Annotated in this window: 1 protein-coding gene and 1 pseudogene; both read right to left on the reverse strand. The window is 44.2% G+C overall.

Annotated features, from left to right (window positions below; all coding sequences use genetic code 11):
• Nucleotides 1–122, reverse strand: a 122-nt coding sequence (locus tag L6758_RS10925; RefSeq protein ID WP_237218655.1) for a GDP-mannose 4,6-dehydratase, incomplete at its 3' end; no start/stop codon positions are given.
• Between the two features lie 4 nt (nucleotides 123–126).
• A pseudogene (locus L6758_RS10930) lies at nucleotides 127–425 on the reverse strand (hypothetical protein); the annotation flags it as partial.

A 425-nucleotide genomic window follows, 5' to 3' on the forward strand; every position in this document is an offset into this window, starting at 1 on the left:
GTATTAAACAGGGAACTGCGGCGTTTTATGCCGTGCACTTCATAGTCTTTTTCCAGCAGCAATTCCGTAAGGTAAGCACCATCCTGACCGGTTATACCGGTTATTAAAGCTCTTTTTCTCATGATTTTATCTGTTATACTGTGTAAAACTTTTGTGCTGAATTTCTTTATCCGGTAAAGATTTAAAATAATACAGGGTTATTTTAAAACCCTCGCTCCGCGTTATCTTAGGCTCCCAGTTCAATATAGACCTGGCTTTGGTAATATCCGGCCGGCGCTGTTTGGGATCATCAACGGGCAGGGGCAGGCTGATCAGCTGTTGGTCGGTGCCGGTGAGCCGGATAATTTCTTCCCCGAACTGTTTGATCGTTATTTCGTCCGGATTACCGATATTGACCGGGTGTACATAGTCACTCAACAGTAATC

Origin of the sequence: Rothia nasimurium, assembly GCF_928382285.1 — a bacterium.
In the GTDB taxonomy this organism is placed as follows: Bacteria; Actinomycetota; Actinomycetes; order Actinomycetales; family Micrococcaceae; genus Rothia; species Rothia nasimurium_E.